Below are 18,149 nucleotides of genomic sequence, written 5' to 3' on the forward strand. Positions count from 1 at the left end.
TACACAGTTTTGAAACTATTTAAACTTAAAAATATTGTTTTTTTGTTTGTTTTATGTTCAGTCTATTATGGGCATGCCCAATATATAGATTATAACTTTAACCATATAACTGATGCAAATGGATTGTCTCAAAACTCCGTTATGGCTATACATCAAGATAAACTTGGTCAGATTTGGATTGGTACGAAAGATGGACTGAATAAATATGATGGCACAGAATTTACAGTGTATCGTCATGAAAAAGATAACCCTGACACTATCAGCAATAATGGCATTGAGTGTATAGAGCAGGATAGTTCTGGTTTTATCTGGGTAGGAACTTCTTTTGGATTGAATAAATTTAATCCTAAAACCAATAGTTTTAAATCATATTTTTTAAATACTAACCAATCCGGTTTGGGGAATAATATGATTAAGGGGATCAAAGTACTTGCTAATCAAGATGTTTTGGTAAGCCATTTTGGGGGTGTTTCATTTTATGATGCTGTTAATGATGTATTTAAAAAGGTAGGGAACATACACATACCGTCATCAATATTAGAAACCAAAAATGGAGACATTTTTATAGGTAGTTCTAACGGCTTGTATCAATGTAAGCCTATTGAAAATAAATTATTTGAATTTAAGTTAATACATCAAACAGAGGGTTTAGATATTAATGACCTTGTGGAGTCTGAAAATGGAAATATACTTTTGGCTACAAAAACCAATAGTATTGTTGAATATAGTATGCAAACAAAGGCAATTCTTCCTTTTTTCTCAGAAACTGAATTAATTGGAAAAAGTAGAAATGCGAGAAAATTAGTTTATGATGATAAAGGCCTCTTATGGGTGGCTACGTACCACGGCATTCATCTTGTTAATAAACAAAGATCCATTAAGGCCTTATATAGTAATGATAACAATCCAAAATCGTTAAATGATGATTTTATAAAAACCCTCTTTAAAGATAATGTTGGTACTATTTGGGTGGGGACTTATTATGGAGGATTAAATTTACATCATAACTTCAATAATAATTTTAAAAATATTACCCAGAATTCTTATCAAAGAGGTTTAAATTTTAAAGTTGTAAGCTCAATAGTTAACTATAAAAACTTACTGTTGTTTGGCACAGAGGGAGGAGGTGTTTCGGTATTAAATCAGGATACGAATATAATTCAACATATAACTTCCAACGATTATAAAGATTTAAAAAGTGATAATATTAAATCGCTATGTGTAACTAAGGATGGTAAGTTGTGGATTGGAACTTTTGATAAAGGTGTTTTTGTGTATAACTTAAAAACAAAACAATTCATTAATAATGCTTTTCCAGATAATTTAAAAGACTTTATTAGTGATGCCGGGATTTTAAAAATTGTACAATATTCTGATGATACTATTTTAATAGGAACTAATGGTAAAGGACTAATTAAATACAATTTTTTAAAGAAAGTCTTCTTCATATACAACGCCAAATCTCAACCTGTTGGTCTAACTAATAGTAATATAAAAACCATATGGGTTGATACTTCTAAAAATATTTGGTTGGGTACATTACGTGGCTTAAATTCTATTACAACTGAAAATGAAGTCAAGACGTTTGTATATAGTAATTCCTCTAATTTTAAGTTTGAAATAAATACCATTTATGAAGATGCTCAAAAAAATTTATGGATAGGTACTTTTGAAGATGGTCTTTTTAAATTGACTAACGGTGTATTGGAATATGTTCCACTAAATGTTGGTAATAAACCCATAGATGGTATTCGGTGTATTTTAGAGGGGGATGATAAAAGCTTTTGGGTAAGTACTTTTACACAAGGGATTTTGAAGTATAACTATATAGAAAAAACAATTGAAGAATATTTTACTAAAAAAGATGGTTTGTCAAGCAACGAGTTTAATAGAGATGCAGGTTTGCGGTTAGGTGATGATTACTATTTTGGAGGACCTTCTGGAGTAACAATATTTAACGAAGATAAAATTGTTAAAAACCATTATGCCCCACAAGTTATACTAACCGACTTCAAAATTAATAATCATTCAGTTTTGGTTAATGATACCGATAAGGTGCTTCAAACGACAATGAGTTTTACCAAAGAAATTGAATTACGGCACAATCAGGGAAACTTTAATTTGTCTTTTTCCATTCCAAATTTTATAAATTCGAAAAGTAATAGTTATAAATACCGTCTTAAAGGTTTAGAAACAAATTGGGTTGAATCTTCAAATAATATTGCAGCTTACACCATTCAAAAGCCCGGAGACTATGTTTTTGAAGTTAAAGGTATAAATAGCGATGGAGTTACTAATGAAATACCAACTGTCTTAAATATTAAAGTAAAGCCTGCGCCTTGGTTGACTTGGTGGGCATATACTTTTTATTTTTTAATAATTATTTCAATAATTTACTATTTGTTTAAGGTTTCGAAATCTAAAACCCAATTAAAACATGCTTTAGAATTAGAGCATTTAGAAGCAGAACAAATTAAAAAGGTAAATCAAGCCAAACTTGATTTTTTTACCAATATATCTCATGAGTTTAGAACTCCTCTAACCTTAATACTGGGACCACTGCAGCAAATTATAAATAATTATAAGGGGAGTAGTAGTATGTTTAAAAAGCTTAAACTTATTGAAATTAATGGTAATCACTTGCTTCAACTTATTAATCGATTAATGGATTTTAGGAAATATGAAAGCAATCAAATGCGTTTGCAGGTAGCCAAATATAATATTGTAAGTACCATAAAGGACGTTTATCAGTCTTTTTCAGATTATTCAGAAAACCAAGGATATCAATATGGTTTTGAATCATCATCACCTGAAATATCGCTATATTTTGATGAAAAAAAGTTAGAACAGGTCTTCTTTAATTTGATTTCCAATGCCTTTAAGTACACCCCTAGTCCTGGAAAAATAACAATACAAATAAAGGAAGAAGATGACACCGTGATTATTCTGGTTAAAGATGATGGAATAGGAATTCCCGAAGTATATAGAGACAGAGTATTTGATCGTTTTTTCGAAATAACTCCTACGGATAACATGAGTAAGGATATAAAAAAAGGGACTGGAATTGGTTTAGCAATTGTAAAAAATATAATAGAGTTGCACACAGGAAAAATTAGTGTTAACCCTAATGATGGAGGTAAAGGTTCAATTTTTAAGGTAGAATTATTAAAAGGGAAGTTGCATTTCAATGCTCAGGATTTTGTAGATGATAATCTCATTTTAAATGATGTAAATCATTATTTAAATCAGCCCGAAAACACTAAGATTAAATTTGAAGAAAATTTCTCTTCAAAAATCTCTTCCGATAAAAAAAAGTCGCTTCTATTGGTAGAGGACAATGAAGAGCTTAGAACGTTTATGCGCAATATTTTATTAGATGATTATAACGTATTTGAGGCTGAAAATGGAAAAACAGGATTTAAAAAGGCTATACAAGAACCAATAGATTTGATTGTGAGCGATGTAGTAATGCCCATAGCAACAGGTATCGAGTTATGTAAATTAATAAAAGAGGATATTAGAACCAGTCATATCCCTATTATTCTATTAACAGCAAAATCAGATATGACACAAAAAATAGAAGGGCTGGAAAGTGGTGCCGACGATTATATTAGTAAGCCTTTCAATATTAAAGAGTTAAAGTTACGCATTAGTAATAACTTAAAAACGTTACAGCAATTAAAATCTAAACTAAACAAGCACGAAGTTTTTAGTGTAGAAGATATAAAAATGTCTTCTCTGGATGAAACTTTATATAAAAAAGCATTAGATATTATTGAGCAAAATATAAGTAATTATGATTTCGATATTCCTTTCTTTTGTGAAGCATTGGGTGTTAGTAAATCGGTATTATTTACAAAGGTAAAAGCTTGGACAGATTTTACACCTAAACAATTTATTCAGCATTTAAGACTAATTCGTGCGGCTCAACTTTTAGAAAAAGGAAAAGCCAATATTAATCAAGTTAGTGCCAAAGTAGGTTTTAAAGACCAAAAATACTTTAGTAAAAGTTTTAAAGCTAAGTTTGGTAAATCGCCTCGAGAATATGCGCAATCTTTTATGGCATAATGCGTTGTAATTTTTCATATTTGAGCCGATAACAAGTGAAGGTGAAAAGAATTACAATAAAAAAGGATATGCACTTTTATCCAAGTTGGCATTCAATAGAACAATAGAATCTAAATAACAGAATTTAGAGCCTAGATTCACAGTCAAAATATAACTGTAAGTATACACGGTTAGCGTACTTTAGGCTGGTTGACTTGAAAAAACATTTTTATGTGATTTTTTATAATGAAAAAGGAATTCTCTGCACCTTTTTAGGAATTCTACACCCTGAATCGCTATTATATTTGAGGTATCAATTTAATGAAAAGCTAAAAACACGTATTTATGAAAAAAATTACTTTTATTCTATTTCTATTAAGTGCAACATTTACGTATGCACAGTTTACCGGAGCAGGTGAATATTATTTATTAAACAATTTCACCACTAACGGTGTTGTTTATTTATCGCACGATGGCGACAAGGCTGTCAGAGCAACAAGCAATTCTGCCGATGCCACAAAATTTACATTTGTATCAACAGGAAATACTAATGAATACAACATTGTGGTACATACTAACGATGGTATTTTGAGAGCAAATAGTACTTCTGAAATACCCGTTGTAAGTTATACCCCGGGATCACCATCCACATCAAACCCTAATGTATGGGATGTTCAGTTGGTGCCTGGAACAGAGTCAGATCCAACTTATAACATAATAACACCAAAAACCAGTACCCCAAGGTATTTAGTTTATAACAATAACACTGATGCAATTGGTTACTCTGGAAGTAATTTTACTAGGACCCAATGGATTATTACATCTACCAATCCATTGAGTAATGAGGAGTTTGATCAAAGTTCAATTTTTGTGTCAAATCCAATTAACAATTCCATTAATATTAAAGGGTTATCTTCAAATATTAATAAAGTTGAGGTGTTTAATATAGTTGGTAAATCTTTAATTAGTGCAGAAACTAAAGGTTTGTCAGTATTAAATTTAGATGCTACATCCTTATCAAGCGGTATTTACATTCTTAAATTTATTGGGGCAAATACATTTGCAACAAGGAAAATTGTAAAAAGATAAAATATAAAGGTACTGAGTGTAGTCTTTTTTTAACTAACTAGGTCAACTCGGATTAATAATGATGAAAAGTCTGATTCTTTGGGATCAGGCTTTTTCTTTCTTTAATAGTAATTCATGCACTATTTTAAAGTGCCACGAGATTTAATAAAAATGTTAAAAAAATAGAGGTTGATTAATGAAATAATAAGCTATGAAAATTGAAAATTTAAAATTCGTTATGGTGTTTTTAGTTTCATGTATTGGATTACATAAACTAGATGCACAAGTGTTATGGTATGGTGACCCCAACTTATCGGTTAATGATAATTTTAGACGCCTCGATCCAAATGGTAATAGTAACCCAAGTGGTGATGATTGTGTTGACGATCCTAATAGCCCGCCTTTTGTTACCACACCTACAGATATTGACTTTGGTAAATTTTGGCGTATTACTAAACCCGTGTCTAGGAAACGAGCTGAATTTGCCAGAACTACGGGTGACGTAAATACATTTACCCCTCAAAAGGGTGGAACTTATTATTACGGTTGGCGCTGGAGATTTAATTCTGAACCAGATTTGAATGCTGGTATTGCAGTTTTTCAATGGAAAACTGCTGATGGTGGAGATATAGATACGAATAAGCAAAATTACCCTTATACGATGTCTTATGATGGTACAACTTTAAATTTAAACGCTTTCGGTCCAGCTGAGCCCAATTGGAACAGGCCAGGGTCTATAACCCAACGAAGAACAACATTATGGCAACGTTCAATTCCCGAGGATGAATGGGTAACTTTTGTTATAAAGGTTAAGGTTGATGATAATTTTGACATGGTTAATAATAGATATGTAGGGTATTTGGAGTTCTGGTTTAATGGAGTACAGCAAACACTTTCAAATCTTAATTTTAATGAATATCAAGTGGTTTTGGCAGATTCTGATAAAAGAGCCTATCATAAAACATTTGATGGTGTTGAAGTTTACCCAAAGTGGGGTTCTTATAATGAAAACGCATGTAATTTTGAGGTGATAACGGATTTTGATGATATGCGTGTTGCTTTAACATATTCCGATGCACTTCCTAGTGATTCAAATGATGGAAACTCTTCTGGCCTAGAGGGGTTTTATAAGATAAAGCATAGCATAACTGGTAAGTATTGGACTGTAGCTCCAGAGTTATCTCCAAATCAAAATATAATCACGGCAGATGAGATTTTACCAGATAGTAATAAACAGATTTTTGAGATAAAATCTGTTGGAACTGATGGTTACTACAACATTTCATGTTTAGATACAAATTGGGATGCTGTAAGATTTGAAGGTCAAAATGTGTATCCTACTACAACTTCAACACCAACTACTGTAACAGATAATACAAGAATTTTTGAATTTATTTCTAATGGTTCTGGAATCTATGATATCCATACTCCTCAGACAACCACTCCAAGAATTTCCTTTGATGATTCTGGTGATGTTAGGTATATAACTTCATTTGGAACTAACACAAAATGGCTTTTAGAAAGTGTTAACTCCCTTAGTAGTTTGGAGTTTGATAAAAGTTCAATTTTTGTATCTAATCCAATTAACAATACAATTGAAATTAAGGGGTTATCATCAAATATTAGCAGAGTTGAAGTATTTAACTTGATTGGCAAATCGCTTATTGTTAGAGAAACAAAAGGTTTATCATCTCTAAATCTAGACGCTACTTCATTATCAAGTGGAATGTATTTAGTGAAATTTTATGGAGATAAAACTTTTTCAACAAAGAAAATTGTAAAGAGATAAAATATAAATGTACTGGGAGTAGTCTGTTCAAGTAATTAAGCCACTTGGAATAATAGATGGTGAAAAAGTCTGATTTATGATAGTCAGACGTTCTTATATTTTAGTAAACTAATCAGGACAATGCAGGACAGTGGTTTGAGGCAATAGAGCTAATTTTAAAAAATTAAAAAAATGTGATGAATACTGTTAAATTGACTCTTGTTTTTTTAGGTATGCTGCTATTAAGTTGTGGTAATACATCAAAAAAGGATACTAGTTTTGAGGCTAGCAAACCTATTTTAAATCTTCCCGAGCGCCCAAATATACTATGGTTGGTTACCGAAGATATGGGGGCTTATATTTCACCGTTTGGTGACTCTACGGTAGTGACGCCCAACCTGAGTAAATTGGCCAATGAAGGCGTTATTTATCCAAATCTATATTCTACCTCAGGGGTTTGTGCACCTAGTCGTGCGGCCATTGCCACGGGGATGTATCCATCTGGGATTGGGGCTAACCATATGCGAGTGAATTCATATACCGATGTAACGGGATTACCTCCTTATGAAGCTGTTCCGCCTTCCGAAGTAAAAATGATAAGTGAATGGCTGCGCATGCAAGGGTACTATTGCACTAATAATTATAAAACAGACTATCAATTTAAAGAACCGGTAACCGCCTGGGATGAAAGTAGTCCCTATGCGCATTGGCGGAATAGAAAGGATAATCAGCCTTTTTTTGCAGTCTTTAATTTTACAGATACGCATGAGTCCGGTTTGTTTGAACCCTATGGTTTAAGAGAAATTGAAACAAGACTATATCAAGCTGGAGACAGAAATTACAATTGGAAAAACAAAGGCCAGTCTCATGCAAAAAACAGGATGACAGAGGCCGAGACACCTGAACACTTACCAAAGGATACAAAATTTGATATTCCACCATATTTACCAGATAACAATGTAACACGTAGAGATATGTGGAAGTTGTACAACAATATTGGCGAAATGGATAGTCAAGTAGGTGCGGTTTTAAAACAACTAGAAGACGATGGGTTGTTAGAAAACACCATAATCTTTTTCTATGGCGATCACGGCGGGCCATTACCCAGGGAAAAACGATTGATTTACGACTCGGGTTTAAACACCCCCATGATTATTCGTTTTCCAAATAAATTAAAAGCAGGTACGAAAGACGACCAACTTATCAGTTTTGTTGATTTTGCACCAACATTATTGTCTTTAACTGGTGAAGCACCAAAACCCTATATGCAAGGTCAAGCTTTTTTAGGCAAGTACAAGGCAGAAGAACGAACATATATTCATGCGGCAGCCGACAGGTTTGATGGATTTACCGATGCCATACGAGCCGTAAGGGATGGTAGATTTAAATATATTCGTAATTACAGACCAGAACAAGGCTATTATTTACCTGTAGCATATCGAGAACGCATTCCAACCATGCAGGAGTTGTTAAAATTGAAAGCAGAAGGGGAATTAAACGATATTCAAATGCAATGGTTTAGAGAACAAAAACCGAAAGAAGAATTGTTTGATTGCCAAACAGATCCGTATGAACTCAATAATCTTGCAGCAAACCCAGAAAATCAAGAAAAACTTAAAGAATTAAGTGCTGAAATGGATCGATGGTTAGAAACCATTGATGACAATCCAGATTTGCCCGAATCTGAACTTATAAAAAAACTATGGTCAGGTAAAGACGCTAAACCAGTGACATTGCAACCCACTATTACTGCTAAAGATGACTTAGTGCAAATAACTTGTGAAACCAAAGGCGCTTCTATTGGCTTTAAAATTATGGATCAGGATGGCAACACGCCACAATCGTGGGAGGTGTATCAGGGGTCAATTCAGTTGCCCGAAGGATCTAAATTAATGGTTCAAGCCCATCGAATAGGTTATGAGCCTAGTGAAGTTGTTGAACTTCATTAAATTAGAGAATACCAAACTAGCAGAAAGTACAACAACGATATTTTTAACCTTTATGTTTAACTTATTTACTAGTAGTATGTCTGAGGAACAGGTTAGATATATTGAGAAGAAGGAGTTGTTTGGAACCTTTATTGTTTTGTTGTTTTTGGATTTTTTTAAAAAAAAGTGTTGAATTAGTATATGCTAGCATCATATAAAACATTTATTCTATTATATAGTAGGTATACTAATTTTTAGTAATGCCTTTTGGTGGACTTGCAATATAAAAGTGGACAATTAATTACAATATTTAAACGGCTACATTTTGGTTATATTATACCTTCTTGGGCATGCTGACCTATATGGAGCTCATGTACAGAGCGTTGTCAAATAAATTTGGGACATTTCCAGCGGCCTTATTTAAGTCCTCTAAAGTTAAAATACTATGCCATGTCTTATGATATCCCTTATAATTACTGTTTCTATTTTGTTAGCTCTTGAATGAATAATGCCTTTAATTGCTTTTAAATAGTTTGTTTGAGTTTGAACGGAAACCAACCTAGTAAAAATATTTTTAGCCTAATTTAGAAAAGTTAGCCTTGAAAGGCAAAACGTTAATACCTGACTTTATTGAGTCTCATGCTCACCCAATTTTCATAGGTGCTTTTTTTAGTAAATGACATTATAGCGCCAAATGATTAATTTATGCTACCTAAAATATACAAACGGGTTGCAAACAAAGAAAACTGTGTTCGATTATTAAATATTATAACCGCTACTGGTGCTGACTGATAATTAAATTGGAAGCACAGTAGTTTATTCAATTGTTTAACGTATCCATAGATAAAGAGTTTTAGTGCTTTTTTTAATATTCTTTTTTAATAATTGGATTTCGTATTGGTTGTCCGGCATAAACGCCCTCTAGTACTTTTGAATCTTTTACTACAATGGTTCCATTAACTAAAACGTATGGTATACCTGTTGATGGTAATCCTGCTTTAACCATGGTAGAGTTGTCTTTTACCGTTTCTGCGTTAAAAATGGTAATATCGGCATCTGCTCCTTCTTGTATGCGTCCTTTGTTCTTCATTTGAGAAACACCATTGTTTTCAAGAAATTGAGCAGGCATATAAGACATTTTTGAAATAGCAAGCATTAATGGCATGAGATTTTTTTCTCGTGTTAAACGTAGTACTTTAGCATGTGTGCCAGCTCCACGAGGGTGGCCTTGTACGCTATCAAAAGGAACATTGAAATCTACGGCCATTTCTCCCGTTGAAGAAATGGTTAAAGGCATCATATCGCTACCTATTACAACTTTTGGGTCGGCAATGGCACTCAATAAGCCTTCTTCGGAAATACCTCCGAAAATTACAGAAGCAGCAGGATCTGTTTTAACAAGTTCTTCATAACGCTCTTTTGTAAGAGGCTTCATGGTGGCTACTTCTATAATATCTTCATAGCTACGCCCCATATTGGGACCATAGTTTGAAGGTACCAAATAATCTGCACCAACAATAGTAGCGCCTTGATAATACGGGTAAACTTCAGGAATTATTTTAAGTCCCTTTTCTTGAGCCGAAGCTATCATTTCTAATGCTTCTGGTGTCTCACCAAGAGATTGTTGATGGATATGGTGAATGTATAAACCACCTCCATAGATGCCAACACTTGCAATCATTTCTTGAAAGCCCAAAATACCTGAAGTAGGTGGTTGCTGACTGGAAAATCTGCCATGAAGAAATGTGGCTAGGCCGTACTTTCCGGCCAGCTCTTGCCATGTTCTAAGTTCTGCTGATTTTGTTCCAGTTGACATATAACCTACAGGAACTGCAATACCAAGGGCACCTAAATTAATACTCTCTTCTACTAAGGTATTAATTTGTTCTACTTGTTCTTTGTTAGGGGCAAAAGCAGCAACATCCATGGTTGCAAAAGCATCTTCATGTTTATCAAAAAGATCTTTAACTAAAGACCCAGATTTGGAATCATAAGAAGGGTGTACAATTTTCTCTCGAATACCCCCTGTGCCTACGGTAGCTCCATAATTGGTATATGACTTACCTTCTAGACTATTGTAATAAGTATCAACAGGGTAAGCGCCCACTTCCAACTCTAAAGGAGTGGTAACACCATCTCTTAAATGTAACCTTTGACCGAATGCTGTATTTGAAGCATGCGAGTGGTAATCAATAAAACCGGGAGAAACCACGTGTCCTGTTGCATCTATTGTCTCTTTTCCAGAAATCTTTTCTTCTGTTATTATACCAATTTTACCATCTTTAATACCCACATTTCTCACGGCGTCTAGATTTGTTTCTGGATCCATGACGCGCCCGTTTAAAATGACCACATCAAATGCTGTAGATAAGGGTATTTTATCTGTTGGTAATTCATTTGCTGATTCCTTACAGCTCGTAATAAACACCAAATTAATTGCTAAAAAAGTGCAGATAAAAATTAGATTTTTCATAATTATTAATTGAATTTAAACTTTACCATAAATTGAACTCGAGATGCTGTACCTTCTACGCCATTTTTGTTTTCTCTAACGCCCCACATATACTCAATACCTGTAGATACCATCTTATATGGGAAATAAATAAGGTTGGCATGAACAGATCCTGCTTTTTTAATAGTTTCGTCTGCTTGAAAATCTGCTAGGCTAGTACCGCTCCAAGCGGCTGAAATATTTGAGTTTAACTTTTTAGACCAATAGTGATTATAACCAGCATAAGCAAACCAAGCAGGAGATGTGGTTAAATCATTTGGGCCAAGAGCTCCTGAAGCTTTGCCATCCTATGAAAGTGATATAATTTTATGAGCCTGCCCTTCGCCATAGCCAGCTCCCCAAACTAAGGCATCTTGATATTCGGTTACTTTGAGTACAACTCTACTTCCAACTGTTATGGCATACCCCGTTTTATTTACGTTTGGTGCGGTAGACGGTCCAACCCAACTCACAGGGAAAACATCAAGTCCTAGTTGAATGCTAGATCCATTTAACGCTTTAGCTTTTATCATTCCCGCAATATTAGGCCAAAGCGGTCTAGAGGCGCCTTCAAAATTTAAAGGGTTGTCAATTTGTGGTGCAAAATCTTCCAATGCAATAGCATATGAGAACCTTTTGTTTATGTTATCCTGCCACCTAATTTGGGTGGTTCTTCCGCCATAAAGTGCATCACCATTTGCAAAATCAATTGTCCCTGGTAATGTAGATAAATCACCTGAAGTGGTCCAAGTTCTACCAACCAATAATCTACCAATAACGCCATAGGCATGTCGTAAACGGGTGTTTAAACGATTTGATTCTCCATCAAAAAACCAGTCCAACTCCAAAAAGACCTGTAGAGGAAATTCTTTTCCTGTTTTACCCCATTTCGCTTTTGAACGAAAATCAAAATTAATGCGAGTTTGTTTGGCATGAAAAGTAGTGATGCCTCCCAATTCCCTTTCAGGAGAACCTTCAACAGCAATACTCCCTAATTCAAATTCATATCTATCTCCTATGTAGTCAAAATCTCTAATAAAATCTGCTTTTACGTAGCCTAACATCCGAGCCAAAAAGCGGCCATGAACTTGGAAAAGAATCGTCTAAAAGATTATCACCAGTGTGCACAGGCCTGTTATCTGTTAAAGGATTGATAGAACCTTGTACTCCAGCAGGAATGGTGTCTGTAGATACTGCCTGTTCGGCAGCCTCTTGAGCAAAAAGCTGAAAATGACTTAGAAATAAACAGAATAGTAAAAGTTTTTTCATATAAATTGATTGTTTGTAAAGTTTTGAACGTAACAATTGATCTTCCGATTCTCAAAAATCAATGATTCAAAATCATTTTTTTTAATAATGATGGAGCAGGTAATGCAGGTTGTGATGAGGCTAATCGATTTTTTTATTCAACGAATTTCATTAATAGCTTTACCAAGTTAGTAAATTCAGTAAGACAAAATATTAAAAATTGGGTTTATTAACAATTTGATAATATGTATAGTCCATTTTGTTTATGCTGTTTTATGTTTTTTATTAGAAAGCAGGATAAAACAGGACAGTTTTAAAGAAGTGTAGTTTTAATTTAACAGTTTTATAAAAATTGCTTTTGAGTGAAGTTTTGCATCTCCATACTGCGGTATTGATTTTAGACTTGGTAGTGTTAAGTTGTCTGCACATTCATAGTACAATGGTAGCTGGACGTAATACGTTTTAACAAAATACACAGGCATATTTAGTAACTATCAAAAACTCATTTTCAAAACAGAATATTTCATGAGGAAAGAAATAACATGTTGGTTTTCGGTGAAATATATTTTTGTGTTTTTTGTTTGCCATTGTATAGCAACAACAGTTCACGCTCAAATTGTTTTGCAAACCGACTTTACCGATTCCGCCAATGCAAAACAAATAATTGTGTATCATTTAAATGTTTTCAATAGAATTACACCAATAAATGGAGTAAATGTTACTAACGCTACTAGTAAAACAAAACTTTGTATTGTTAGGCCATTAGGCGGTATTGCAAAAAAAGGAAAAGCCGATTTAACCATGGATTCTTATAAATGGGATGCTGTTTCTAAAACATTTTATACTGATTTTACGCAGTTAAAGAGACAAATTGATGGAGTCTATGATGAGGGATTAGAAATTCATCAAATTGTGCTAGATAATCCTTCATGGGCATTTCAACGCAATGCAAAAGGAGCACTTCTTGGTGATTCTTTAAGAGTTTCAACCTACGGGAACGCAGAGCCTCCAAAAGACTATAATGTCTGGGCCAATTATTTAAAAGATGTCATGAGTTTTCTTGTTGACACCTATGGTAAAGACGAGGTATTAAAAATACAATTTGATATAGGTAGAGAAATAGGTACTCCAACCCATTGGTCTGGTACAAAAGAACAGTTTTTTGAATTTTATAAGGTATCTGTTAAAGCTATAAAGCAAGAACTTCCCAAAGCTAAGGTAGGCACACATTTTCTTTGGGGTTCGTCCCAAAAAGCATGGGGAACCAATTTTGTAAAATGGTGTAAAACCAATAAGGTGCATTATGATTTTGTGGGGGTTTCATTTTATCCATTTTACCACATGGAAAACAGAACCAATTTTAACCAAGTGTATCTTAAAGATTTTGCTGTAATTAAAGATATACCTGAATGGAATGAAAATGCAAAGCTAGAAATGCATGAATTTGCTTTAATAAAAAGCTTAAGTAAAGCGGGAAATGCTTTTGAAAACGCACCAGTGGCACATCAAAATTCATTTATAATAGGCCTGATGAAAATGTTTTACCAAAATAACATGTACAATGTTTTTCAGTGGGGTGATGGTAAAAAGTATGAAGGCGCAAGAAACATGCTTTTAACCTTAGAGGGTAACACATACTATAATTCAAACAAAAGTGGTGTACAGCGCTCTGAAAAAAATTATGTGGATGCCATTTTTTCAAGAGACAGCAAACAGGATAGCTATCATATTGTTGCTTATAATTATAGTGCAAATCTAGAATCTAAAGACACTGAAAGTTTAAGAATAACAGCAAAACTGAATGTACCTCCATGGACTAAGATCATGGTGCGGTCGGCAGTTTATATTTCAAAAGAGGATGCTTTTACTTGGTATGAATGGCATGAAGTCATGACTAAAGGAAACGAAAGTTCTAAATCTATGATGTCTTTTGATACACAGTTACCAGTATATTCTTTTCTGAAATATGAAATAAAGTTACCATAAAACCATTAAATACAAGCAAAACTACTATTACCAATTAAAAGCATTTGAATATGAATTACAGAATTCTATTGTTACTAACAATGATGTCAATTTTAGGATGTCAAAGTAAAAATGAAAAACCTTTAAGTGTATCCTCAGAAGTAAGTTTTGAAGAGTTGAGTGAAAGCTTTAAAGCGCCTTCTAAAAAGTATTACCCTGAAACTTGGTTTCACCTTAATGGCAATAATATCAGTAAAGAAGGCTTGACTTTAGATTTAGAAGCTATAAAAGAAGCTGGTTTACAGGGGATTCACTTATTTAATAAAGCGGGTAGACCTTACCCAAATGTTGATCCAATAAAAATATTATCTCCAGAGTGGGAAGATATGATTCGGCATGCAGCGGATGAATGTAAGCGTTTAGGCTTAAAATTTACCATGCAAAACTGTCCTGGTTGGTCCATGACAGGTGGGCCATGGGTGCCAGTAGAGGAGGCGCAACGTGAAGTTGTAGAAACGGTTTATCATGTGTCAGGAAAAAAAATATTTAATGAGGTTTTGGAAATAGATTCCCTATACCACACTTCAGATTATGATTATAAAGACATCCAAGTTCTGGCATTTCCAACACCTGAAGGTGATGATTTTTTACCCATATATCCTTCAAAGATTGAAACAAATAATACGGTAGTGCCTTGGGAAGACATTTTTAATCCCAACTCTAAACTTACGGTCACACGAACTACAACTCAATTAAATAAACCATTAGAGGCCTATAGGGCCAATGGTATTTCCAAAGTAAATAACAGTGATACTTGGGTTAAAGTGGCGTTTGATGCACCTGTTACTTTGCGTACTCTTACATTTCCGCAAACAAGGCATATGGTAATGGGAACAGAGTACCCACAAATAAAGGTAAATATTAAAATTGAAGCCTTGATTAATGGCGTGTTAAAAACCATAACTACGGTTAAAATACCTGATGCAAATTGGAATGATAGGCGTAAACATCTTACTCTGAGTATTCCTGAAACTATCTCTAATCAATTTGTATTTACTTTTGAAGGAGATCATGCAATTGCTCCGGAGTTTATCAGGTTGAGTTCTAAACCAAAATTCCATAACCATGAGGCCAAGGCAGCAAAAGTACTGCGCCGATTAGAAAAAGATGTGGATATTAATTATTCAGAAAGTGTGATAATTAAATCAAAGGCTATTGTAAATCTCACAGATAAAATGACAGATGAAGGGCAGTTAACTTGGGAGGTGCCTCAAGGTGATTGGACAGTAGTTCGTTTTGGACATATTAATATGCGCTTAACCAATAAACCGGCTGTGCCAGAAGCTACAGGTTGGGAATCGAGTAAGTTGGATAAAGTGGCTATTGAGAACCATTTGCGAAATGGTATGATAGGCAACTTAATAAAAGATGGCGGGCCCATAGGCAATGGGAAATTGCATGGTTTGTTAATTGATAGTTGGGAAAGTCATGTGCCTACATGGACCATGAACTCTGAGGATATGTTTAAGGAATTTGAAACCAGGCGTGGTTACAGTATGAAAAATTACCTACCTGCAACCATAGGGTACATTATTGAAAGTCCTGAAATTACTACTAAATTTTTAAGAGATTTACGTCATACTATGGATGAGGTATTTATAGATAATTTCTTCACCCATTTTGCAACCGTTGCGCACGATATGGGCGCTGAAGTGTATACCGAAGGAGCAGGAGGCGAAGTACTTCCTATAGATCCTATGCGTTATTACGGTGTTAGTGACATTCCCATGACCGAATTTTGGTATCCTAGTGCTCCTTCTGCTCAAAACGAGTATGCGAAACCGATTTATAATGCGGCCTCTGCAACGCACTTGTACAATAAACCTGTTTTAGCTGCTGAGGCTTGCACACAGGTTGGGGTAAAATGGAATGAACATCCGTTTTTGGTTAAATATTTAATAGATTACAATTTTACAAAAGGCGTAAATCATTTAGTGTTTCATACCTTTTCTCATACACCGCAAACCAATGTATATCCTGGGTCTAGTTTTGGAGGGCATATTGGATTTCCTTTGTTAAGGGAACAAACTTGGTGGCCCTATATGAAAGATTGGACGGATTACCTAGCTCGTAACCAATATGTGTTGCAACAGGGCGAGTACGTAGCCGATGTGCTTTGGTATTATGGAGACCATTACGAACGTCCTCCATTTGATTTGGATGAATTCCCAGAAGGCTATCGTTTTGATTATTTGAATGCGGAAATTTTACACGATAAATTAACCATGAAAAATAACAAGATACATGTTGAAGATGCTGGCGATTATCGCATAATTATGCTCAGGGATTCCGAAAAAATGCTGCTTTCTACCTTAAAGAAATTAGAAGCATTGGTTGAAGCAGGAGCAGTGGTCTTAGGTAACAAACCCATAGATTCTCCAAGTTTAATGGATGATGAAAATGATTTAAAAACACTTAAATCTATTTCTAATAAATTATGGGCAAGCTCTAAAAGTGGCGTAAAGCAAGTTGGTAAAGGAAAAGTGTATTGGGGTAAAACATTAGAAGAAGTTTTGCATGAAGAAGAAATTGCAAAAGATGTGATTGTTTCAGAAGGTCTTAATATCAATTGGATTCATCGTGAAACTGAGGACGCCGATATTTATTTTGTAGCGTCAAGGGAGCCATATCCTATTGATGTTGCTTTAAGTTTTAGGGTTGATGGTAAAAGACCTGAAATTTGGGATGCTTTTACAGGGAATCGGCATGATGCCAAAATTTGGAAAAATGAAGACGCTAGAACCAATGTGGCTTTGTCTTTGCCGGCAAGTGGAAGTGCAATTGTTGTGTTTTCTAAAAACAGTAAAAAAGCACTTGCTTCAAAAATTACTTTAAATGATTCAATTATTTTAAACACGAAAACAGGTTGGTTTAACATGCATAAAACAAAGCGTTTTCCAAAGGTGTTTTGGGTTGATGATACATTGGTAGCTTCTAGTTCTGGAGATTATATTTTTCATAAAGATGAAAAAGCAATGACAAAACAAAAGGTTGCCATTAGTGAAATACGGCTTCAAAATAATTGGAATTTGACCTTTGAAGACGGTTGGGGTACTCCAAAAATTATAGAAGCCACAGTATTAAAATCCTTGTCAGAATTTGAAAACGATGCCGTACAGCACTATTCAGGAACTACCACCTATACCAAGACTATAAATTTTAATGAAATTGGGACACAAACCATTTTAGAATTGGGAGAAGTAGCCAATATTGCAGAACTGTGGTGCAATGGTAAAAAGGTAGGTGTAAAGTGGGCGCCACCTTTTGATTTCAATATTAGTAAATATGTGAAAATAGGTAAAAACACCTTTGAGATTAAAGTCACCAATACTTGGAGGAATCAGCTCATTTACGATAACTCAAGACCAAAAGGCCAAAAGAAAACATGGACCACAAATCCGCCTAAAAAGAATGAAACCCAATTGGAGAATACTGGTTTAATCGGCCCTGTGGTTTTGAAGTCCACCATATAAAAGCTAAATACGCATTATATAATAGTCAGTTTTGGTTAGATTCTTATGTTTTAACAATAATTGTTTTTTTTAGTTCAAAATCAGGATAGGTCAGGATAGAT

At 34.3% G+C, this 18,149-nt stretch carries 9 protein-coding genes; 6 read left to right on the plus strand and 3 right to left on the minus strand.

The annotated features are described in order from the left end of the window. Positions 1-42 precede the first annotated feature (42 nt). The 4 genes from KFZ70_RS11985 to KFZ70_RS12000 all read left to right on the plus strand — a co-directional run bounded on the left by KFZ70_RS11985 (position 43) and on the right by KFZ70_RS12000 (position 8,832). A complete protein-coding gene (locus tag KFZ70_RS11985) occupies positions 43-4,068 on the plus strand; it encodes a two-component regulator propeller domain-containing protein (RefSeq protein ID WP_139696355.1) in 4,026 nt (1,341 codons plus the stop codon). Between the two features lie 324 nt (positions 4,069-4,392). After that, positions 4,393-5,136, plus strand: a complete 744-nt coding sequence (locus KFZ70_RS11990; RefSeq protein ID WP_139696353.1) for a T9SS type A sorting domain-containing protein — start codon at positions 4,393-4,395, stop codon at positions 5,134-5,136. A gap of 190 nt (positions 5,137-5,326) precedes the next feature. Further along, positions 5,327-6,904, plus strand: coding sequence for a heparin lyase I family protein (locus KFZ70_RS11995; protein WP_139696351.1), 1,578 nt, complete (start codon positions 5,327-5,329; stop codon positions 6,902-6,904). A 176-nt stretch (positions 6,905-7,080) separates the two neighbouring features. Beyond that, on the plus strand, positions 7,081-8,832 hold the full coding sequence (locus KFZ70_RS12000; protein ID WP_139696349.1) for a sulfatase: 1,752 nt from the start codon (positions 7,081-7,083) through the stop codon (positions 8,830-8,832). An 844-nt stretch (positions 8,833-9,676) separates the two neighbouring features. Here the strand turns inward: KFZ70_RS12000 and KFZ70_RS12005 are convergent. The 3 genes from KFZ70_RS12005 to KFZ70_RS12015 form a co-directional block, all read right to left on the minus strand. Further along, positions 9,677-11,284 carry an amidohydrolase family protein gene (locus tag KFZ70_RS12005; protein WP_139696347.1) on the minus strand — a complete coding sequence of 536 codons (1,608 nt, stop codon included), beginning with the start codon at positions 11,282-11,284 and terminating at the stop codon, positions 9,677-9,679. A gap of 326 nt (positions 11,285-11,610) precedes the next feature. Next, on the minus strand, positions 11,611-12,366 hold the full coding sequence (locus KFZ70_RS12010) for a hypothetical protein (RefSeq protein WP_139696345.1): 756 nt from the start codon (positions 12,364-12,366) through the stop codon (positions 11,611-11,613). Further along, positions 12,335-12,571 carry a hypothetical protein gene (locus tag KFZ70_RS12015; RefSeq protein WP_139696342.1) on the minus strand — a complete coding sequence of 79 codons (237 nt, stop codon included), beginning with the start codon at positions 12,569-12,571 and terminating at the stop codon, positions 12,335-12,337. The genes KFZ70_RS12010 and KFZ70_RS12015 overlap by 32 nt, the downstream gene beginning before the upstream one ends. 504 nt (positions 12,572-13,075) lie before the next feature. On the opposite strand from KFZ70_RS12015, the gene KFZ70_RS12020 reads away from it, so the two are divergent. Together KFZ70_RS12020 and KFZ70_RS12025 are read left to right on the plus strand one after the other, a co-directional pair. Then, positions 13,076-14,536 carry an alpha-1,4-L-rhamnosidase gene (locus tag KFZ70_RS12020; RefSeq protein WP_139696340.1) on the plus strand — a complete coding sequence of 487 codons (1,461 nt, stop codon included), beginning with the start codon at positions 13,076-13,078 and terminating at the stop codon, positions 14,534-14,536. 80 nt (positions 14,537-14,616) lie between these two features. After that, a complete protein-coding gene (locus KFZ70_RS12025) occupies positions 14,617-18,048 on the plus strand; it encodes a glycosyl hydrolase (RefSeq protein ID WP_233244034.1) in 3,432 nt (1,143 codons plus the stop codon). The last annotated feature ends 101 nt before the right edge of the window (positions 18,049-18,149 follow it).

The sequence above is a fragment of the Allotamlana fucoidanivorans genome, assembly GCF_045788535.1.
GTDB lineage: Bacteria > Bacteroidota > Bacteroidia > Flavobacteriales > Flavobacteriaceae > Allotamlana > Allotamlana fucoidanivorans.